Origin of the sequence: Tianweitania sp., assembly GCF_032053605.1 — a bacterium.
GTDB lineage: Bacteria > Pseudomonadota > Alphaproteobacteria > Rhizobiales > Rhizobiaceae > Tianweitania.
This window is the reverse complement of record NZ_DAMBUH010000139.1, coordinates 230-7,430: the sequence shown is the minus strand read 5'-3', so window position 1 is coordinate 7,430 and position 7,201 is coordinate 230. Positions and strand designations below refer to the sequence as shown.

The 7,201-nt window shown below is 61.0% G+C and carries 8 protein-coding genes; 3 read left to right on the top strand and 5 right to left on the bottom strand.

Annotated elements, in window-relative coordinates:
* Positions 1-1,189 (top strand): AsmA-like C-terminal region-containing protein (locus RTX98_RS19060; protein ID WP_312798414.1); only part of this gene is annotated, 1,189 nt, incomplete at its 5' end.
* Between the two features lies 1 nt (position 1,190).
* Here RTX98_RS19060 and RTX98_RS19055 read toward each other — a convergent pair.
* The 5 genes from RTX98_RS19055 to RTX98_RS19035 form a co-directional block, all read right to left on the bottom strand.
* Positions 1,191-2,012, bottom strand: coding sequence for an ABC transporter permease subunit (locus tag RTX98_RS19055; protein WP_312798413.1), 822 nt, complete (start codon positions 2,010-2,012; stop codon positions 1,191-1,193).
* On the bottom strand, positions 2,009-2,911 hold the full coding sequence (locus RTX98_RS19050; RefSeq protein WP_312798416.1) for an ABC transporter permease subunit: 903 nt from the start codon (positions 2,909-2,911) through the stop codon (positions 2,009-2,011). Before RTX98_RS19050 ends, RTX98_RS19055 begins: the two co-directional genes overlap by 4 nt.
* 75 nt (positions 2,912-2,986) lie before the next feature.
* Positions 2,987-4,135, bottom strand: coding sequence for an ABC transporter ATP-binding protein (locus tag RTX98_RS19045; RefSeq protein ID WP_312798412.1), 1,149 nt, complete (start codon positions 4,133-4,135; stop codon positions 2,987-2,989).
* Positions 4,136-4,255: 120 nt separating this feature from the next.
* On the bottom strand, positions 4,256-5,347 hold the full coding sequence (locus RTX98_RS19040; RefSeq protein WP_312798410.1) for a polyamine ABC transporter substrate-binding protein: 1,092 nt from the start codon (positions 5,345-5,347) through the stop codon (positions 4,256-4,258).
* Positions 5,348-5,481: 134 nt separating this feature from the next.
* On the bottom strand, positions 5,482-6,423 hold the full coding sequence (locus RTX98_RS19035) for a DMT family transporter (RefSeq protein ID WP_312798409.1): 942 nt from the start codon (positions 6,421-6,423) through the stop codon (positions 5,482-5,484).
* 239 nt (positions 6,424-6,662) lie between these two features.
* Here RTX98_RS19035 and RTX98_RS19030 point away from each other — a divergent pair, with 239 nt between their 5' ends.
* Positions 6,663-6,857 carry a hypothetical protein gene (locus tag RTX98_RS19030; RefSeq protein WP_312798408.1) on the top strand — a complete coding sequence of 65 codons (195 nt, stop codon included), beginning with the start codon at positions 6,663-6,665 and terminating at the stop codon, positions 6,855-6,857.
* On the top strand, positions 6,850-7,149 hold the full coding sequence (locus RTX98_RS19025) for a type II toxin-antitoxin system RelE/ParE family toxin (RefSeq protein ID WP_312798407.1): 300 nt from the start codon (positions 6,850-6,852) through the stop codon (positions 7,147-7,149). Before RTX98_RS19030 ends, RTX98_RS19025 begins: the two co-directional genes overlap by 8 nt.
* Positions 7,150-7,201: the final 52 nt, after the last annotated feature.

Genomic DNA, 7,201 nt, shown 5'->3' with positions numbered 1-7,201 from the left:
GCTGATCCATCTTGCCGGCGGCACCACGGAGCTTCGCGCCGCCCTGCGCTCGCTGCCGGTCACAGCCTCGTTCGATGGTACGGCCGGCCTTTCGGCGGAAGCGCTGGTCACCGGCACCTTGCAGCTTTCCACGCCTTCGGCCAGCCGGGCTGCAAGCTGGCTGCAGGTCGAGCTAGCCTCCGACATGGCGCCGGGCGCGCTGGAATTTTCCGGCCAGCTGTCCGGCTCGGCGGAGCGGCTGAAGTTCACCAGCGCCTCGCTCATCCTCGACGGCAATACAGGGATCGGCGGCTTCGATGTGTCATTCGAAGACGAGGTTCCTGCGATCTCCGGCACGTTGGCTTTCGACGTGCTGGACCTGCCGACCATGCTCGGCGTCTTTTCGCCGCTCCTGCCGCAGATGCAGACGGAAGCGATCGATCCTTCCGCTTACATCAACCGGATGAAGCTCGATCTGCGCTTGTCGGCTTCGACTGCGCGCGCCGGTCCGGTTTCCTTAAGCGAAATCGCTGCCACTGCGCAGGTCCGCCCCGGTCTCGCCGTGCTCGATATTTCCGACTCCACGGCCTTCGGCGGCACCTTGCAGGCGGGCATCCGCGCTTCGCGTCAGCCGGGCTCTGAAGTGGTCGACCTTCGCCTGCTTGCGTCCGACTTCGACGGCGCGGCGGCGGGCGATGCACTTGGGCTGCAAGCCTTGTTGCCGGCTTCGCGCGGCACGCTGTCCCTGACGCTGAAGGGCACTGGCGAGACCTGGGAACGCGTTCTGGAAAGTGCCGACGGCACCTTCTCGGCCGGCTTTGCGCGCGGCACTTTGCGCAGCTTCAACCTCGACCAGTTTCTGGCTCGGCTCAACGATGGCGGCTTCTTCGCCTTGAAGGATGTCTCCGGCGGTTCGCTGGCCATCGAGGGCGTCCAGGCAAAGGCCACGATGGATGATGGCGTGGCGCGCGTGACGCAGGCTACGGTGGACACGATCGACCGCCGTATCGTGATGGAAGGCATCGTGCCTTATGTCGGCGGTCTTGCCTTGAGCGGCGATGTGAGGCTGGTCCCGCCGCCGTCATCGACCGCGCCAAACCCGCTGCAACAAGGCGCCACGCAGCAAACACCGCTGGCAAGCTTCTTCGTCGGCGGGTCCTGGAACGCGCCGTTCATCTCTTCGATGACGATGCGCCCGCCACTGGAATAGATCAGGCCCGCTGGGCAGCCTGTTCGTCGCGCCGGCGCTGCACTTCGCGGCGCTTGTTCACCACCGAGGCAATCAGCACGCCGGTCGCAACGATGGCGATCAGGATCGTGCAGATCGCGTTGATTTCCGGCGTCACGCCAAGTCGCACCTGGCTGTAGATCTTCATCGGCAGCGTGGTGGCGCCCGGACCGGAGGTGAAGCTCGCGATCACCAGATCATCCAGCGACAGTGTGAAAGCCAGCATCCAGCCGGAAATGATGGCCGGCGCGATCACCGGCAAGGTAATGGCGAAGAAGGTCTTCACCGGCGTCGCACCCAGATCCATTGCCGCTTCTTCCAGAGAGCGGTCGAAGGTGAGCAGGCGCGACTGAACGACGACAGCCACGAAGCACATGGAAAAGGTGATATGCGCCAGCGTCACCGTCATCATTCCGCGATCGACGCCAAGCGCCACGAACAACAACAAGAGGGACAGGCCGGTAATGACTTCCGGCATCACCAGCGGCGCGAATACCATGCCGGAAAACAGCAGCCGGCCGCGAAAGCGGGTGTAGCGGGTGAGCGCCAGTGCCGCCATCGTACCCAGCACGGTTGCGGCGGTTGCCGAAACGAGGCCGACCCTCAGCGTGACCCAGGCGGCATCGAGCAGAGCCTGGTTGTGCCAAAGCGTGACATACCACTGCGTGGAGAACCCGGCCCACACCGTGACGAGGCGCGACGCGTTGAAGGAATAGATGATCAGAAGCACGATCGGCAGGTAAAGGAAGGCAAAGCCTGCCGTAACCGATGCGATGTTGAACCGGCTCCAGCCGCCCCCGTTCATCGGCCCTGCTCCTGCGTCTTTGCCTGCGCCTGCTGGAAGATCATAATCGGGATCACAAGCAAAAGCAGCAGGATCACCGCCACCGCTGACGCCACCGGCCAATCGCGGTTCGAAAAGAACTCATTCCACAGCGTGCGGCCAATCATCAGCGTTTGCGAGCCGCCGAGCAGATCGGGGATCACGAACTCACCGACCGCGGGAATGAACACCAGCATGCAGCCGGCGATGACGCCGGGGCGCGACAGCGGAAACGTCACCTTCCAGAACGCGCCGGTCGGCGTGCAGCCAAGGTCTTGGGCTGCTTCCACAAGGGAATGATCCATCTTTTCCAGCGCCGCATAAAGCGGCAGCACCATGAACGGCAGGTAGGAATAGACGATGCCGATGAAGATCGCCGTATGCGTGTTCAGGATCACCAGTGGCGTGTCGATGACGCCCGTCCAAAGAAGGAACTGGTTGAGGAGGCCTTCGGGCTTGAGAATGCCGATCCAGGCATAAACACGGATCAGGAAGCTCGTCCAGAACGGCAGGATGACGAGCATCACCAGCGTCGGCCGGATCGTCGTCGGCGCTCGCGCCATGCCATAGGCCATGGGATAGCCGACCAGCAAAGTCAGCACGGTCGAGATCGCCGCAATCACGACGCTCGAGACGTAGGCCTTGAAGTACAGCGCGTCTTCGGTGAGCCAGAGATAGTTGTCGAAGGAGAAGCTGCTGAGTTTACCTAGAAAGCCCGTCAACCCATCGAAGGTAGGCTGGTAGGGCGGCATCGCGGTTGCCGTTTCCGACAGCGAAATCTTTGCCACGATCAGAAACGGAACGAGAAAGAAGACCAGCAGCCAGAGATAAGGAACGATGATGACGAGCTTACCGGACAGGCCCCTCAGGAACCCATGCATGCCGGCACCTGTAGCGTCAGGCGTCGGAGCTACTGGGTCGGCGCCGGGTGCGAAAGACTGAGTCATCGGGCCGCCTCAGCGCGTCAGCACGATGCCGGCATCCGGCTTGAAGGAAATCCAGGCGCGGTCGCCCCAGGTCAGTGGATCCTCGGCCAGACGATTGTTGTTGATCACCGTCGCCTTGACGATGCGGCCGTCATCCAGCTTTACATTGTAGTTGGTGACGTCGCCGAGATAGGCGATGTCGAAGATCTCACCCTGAGCCGAATTCACTCCAGTTTCTTCCGGTTTTTTGGAAGAAACCCGGATTTTTTCCGGCCGAACTGCGTAGTTTACTCCGGCTTTTTGCTCGGAATTTCCGGGATTGACCGTCCGAATAAGCAGGTCTGGGCCGATCTGGATGTCCGCCGACGTTTCGTCGCGGCGTGTCACCTCGCCTTCGAACAGGTTCATGCTGCCCACGAAATTGGCGACGAAACGCGAGCCGGGCGCTTCGTAGATTTCCTGCGGCGTCGCAACCTGCATGACCTCGCCCTTGTCGAGAATGGCAATGCGATCGGCCATGGTCATGGCCTCTTCCTGATCGTGGGTCACCACAACAAAGGTCAGGCCAAGATCCTGCTGCAGGTCCATCAGCTCGAACTGCGTTTCTTCGCGCAGCTTCTTGTCCAAGGCGCCAAGTGGTTCATCCAGAAGGAGAACCTTCGGCCGCTTGGCCACGGATCGCGCCAAGGCCACGCGCTGCCGCTGGCCGCCTGACAGCTGGTGCGGCTTGCGCTTGGCGAACTGTTCGAGCTTCACGAGCTTCAGCATTTCGGCGACGCGCTTGGCAATATCGGCCGACGCCATGCCTTCCTGCTTCAGACCGAAGGCGATATTCTTTTCCACCGTCATATGCGGAAACAGCGCATAAGACTGGAACATCATATTGACCGGCCGCTTGTGCGGCGGCACGCCGCGCAGATCTTGCCCATCCAACAGGATGCGCCCGGATGTCGGTTCGTCAAAGCCCGCCAGCATGCGCAAAAGCGTGGACTTGCCGCAGCCCGAAGCGCCTAGCAGCGCATAGAATTCGCGCTCATAGATGGTGAGCGACAGGTTGTTGACGGCGGTGAAATCACCGAACTGCTTGGTGACGTTCTCGAACTGGATGTAAGGCTTTGCGGCCGGGTCGGTCCACGGCGAGAAGTTGCGGCGGATACTGTTCAGCGACTTAACGGCCATGCACGTCCTACTTTCCCGGCGCAACAGCGCCGGACAGCATGGCTGAGGTCAGCGACCCCAGCCGGTTGCCCTTCATTCCCATCCGGGGCGACAAAGACCGCCGCGCCCCGACGCTTGTTGTTACTGACCCGTGACGATCGCCGTCCAGGCACGCGTCACGAGACGCTGGGCGCGCGGATCGTAGGGCTGCACCGTGAACAGCTTCGCCAGCATGGCTTCGTCAGGATAGATCGCCTTATCGTTCAGGATTTCGGCATCCAGCATCGGCTGCGACGCCTTGTTGCCGTTGGCGTAGAAGACATAGTTCGATGCCTTGGCCGCGATGTCCGGCTTCATCATGAAGTTGATGAATTCGTGGGCTTCTTCGACATGCTTGGCATCGGCCGGGATGGCCATCTGGTCGAACCACATCTCCGCGCCCTCGTTCGGGATCACGTAATTGATCTCGACGCCCTGCTTGGCTTCCGCCGCACGATCGCGCGCCTGGAACAGATCGCCGGAAAAGCCGACGGCCAAGCAGATATCACCATTGGCCAGTGCGTTGATGTATTCCGAGGAGTGGAACTTGCGGATCGACGGACGGATCGACAGCATCAATTCCTGGGCCTTGGCAATGTCGTCGCCGTTGGTGGAGTCCGGAGCCAGGCCAAGATAGTTCAGCGCGGTCGGCAGCACGTCGGTCGGCGAATCCATGAAATACACGCCGCAGCTTGCAAGCTTGGCGATGTTTTCCGGCTTGAACACGACGTCCCAGCTGTCGATCTGATCCGTGCCGAGGGCTGCCTTTATCTTCTCGACATTGTAGCCGATGCCGGTGGTGCCCCACATGTAGCTGACGGAGTATTCGTTGCCGGGATCGAAGGCCGCGACACGCTGTTCCACCACGTCCCACATGTTGGCGAGGTTCGGCAGCTTGGTCTTGTCGAGCTTCTGGTACACGCCGGACTGGATCTGGCGGGCGAGGAAGGGGCTGGCGGTCGGCACCACCACGTCATAGCCGCTGCCGCCGGCGAGAAGCTTGGTTTCAAGGATCTCGTTGGAATCATAGACGTCGTAAACGACCTTGATGCCCGTTTCCTTGGTGAACTCTTCGATGATCGAGGAATCGATATAGTCCGACCAGTTGTAAACGTTGACCACCCGCGCCTGGGCGCCGGCCGGCACAGTGAAAAGGATGGCGGCAGCCGCGAGCCAGAGGGTCTTGTGCATCATTTGTCTCCGATTCCTTCCGCGCAAACGCGTTTCATTCCAAGGATCTGTTAAATTGAGCCTATTGGCGTTTGCCGGGAGCGGCAAGCGGCAATCGCGGTGTTTCCGCCCGTTTCATCAAACCTTCACTATCGCGATCAGTTCGGGGTTTGCACGCCGGAGACCCCCGGCTTAGCGGGCCGCTGCGGGCGACGGAACTGCAGGCCGATATGCGTGAGGAGAGCGGCGAAAACGATTGCGCCACCGATCAGGGTGCGTTCAGAGGGTATTTCGGCGTGAACAAGCCAGACCCAGATCGGCCCAAGCACGGTTTCCAGCGTGCCGATCAAGGCAGCAAGAGCGGCAGGAACCAGCCGGGCGCCGGACGCAAACAGCGCCAGGCCGAGGCCGAGATTGAGCGCGCCGAAGGCCACCAATAGAGCAAAATCTGGCAGCGACGTGGCGTAAGTTGAGGCCTGCGTGGCGGCGAACGTTCCGGCAAAGGCAGCGCCCAGGCACGTTGCCGGCGTCATGCGAACATCGGCATGACGACGCGTCACCACGGTGGCGATCGCGAAGGCGATCGCATTGACGAGCGCGATTGCGTTGCCGATCAACGACACATCACCGCCGAGACCGTCAGAAACCATCACGCCCACACCGAGGATCACCGCGCCGATGGCGATCCAGGTCGGCACGGACACGCGGTCACGATACAGCATCCAGCCGATCAGGGCTGCGAACAGGGGCACGCCGGCATTGATGAGCACGACATTGGCAATAGTGGTGTAGCCGACCGCGATCACGAAGCAGGAACTGGCCACGGCGAAGCACAGCCCGACCACGATGCCGGGCAAGCCCATGGCGCGAAACAGCTGCAGCGTTCCGCGCACACCATCGCGCCAGATCATGAAGCCGAGCAGGAAGAGGGTCGCCCACAGCGAGCGCCACAGCACGATGGTCCAACTATCCGGCGCTTCCACAAACCGCACGATCGTTCCGCCAAAGCTCCAGAACAGCGCCGACAGGAAGATTAACAGCACGCCAAGCCTTTCGTCGAGCGACACGGAAGGGGCGGCAGAAAAGGCGCGGTCAGTCATGGCCGGCGGCGTCGCTTTTGTTTGGAGTACGGGGCTTTGTTTGGTGTGCGGGATAGAGATGGTTGCGCGGGACCGATCCAGCGTTCCGCTTTCTACTCATCGCATCAACATCCCGCTTTCGAGGCAACGACATTGATGCTGATGGACGCGACCTTGGACGGGGCTTGTGAGAGTGTTATCTTAACCGCCAACAGGAGACGTGCGATGAACGAGCGCCTGAAGCAAGCCGGAGAATGGATATGAACCAGATCCTGCGTGATGCCGTTCGTGAAGCCGAGGGCTTATCGGACGATGAGCAGGAAGAACTCGGCCGCGCGCTCAAGAGGCTGATGCTTCGCAAGCAGATCGATGGAGAATTGGCGGCAGCCGAGAAACGAGGCGGTCGTACGCCACACGACGACTTCATGGCAGAGCTGAAACAACGCTATGGCTAAGGTCTTCTGGCTGGACGAAGCCAGAGACAATGTGCGCGATCTGTTCGATTATCTGGTGCAGCACAATCCGCAGGCTGCCGAGCGCTACATCGACGCGCTTATCGAAACGGGGGAACAGCTGCGACTGTTTCCGAAGCGCGCGCGGGTTTATTCCGGCGACATCCGCGTCCTTCCATTCCGCAACCATCTAATCTTCTACCGCGTGATCGAGGAAGAGGATGAAGTCGAGATCCTGCGTGTTCGGGACGGCCGCCAACAGGTCGAAGATCTTTTGGATCCAGCCTCGGACTGATCCTCACTGAAAATCGAACGCGCTTAAGCCTGTCACCATCTCGTCCAACCCC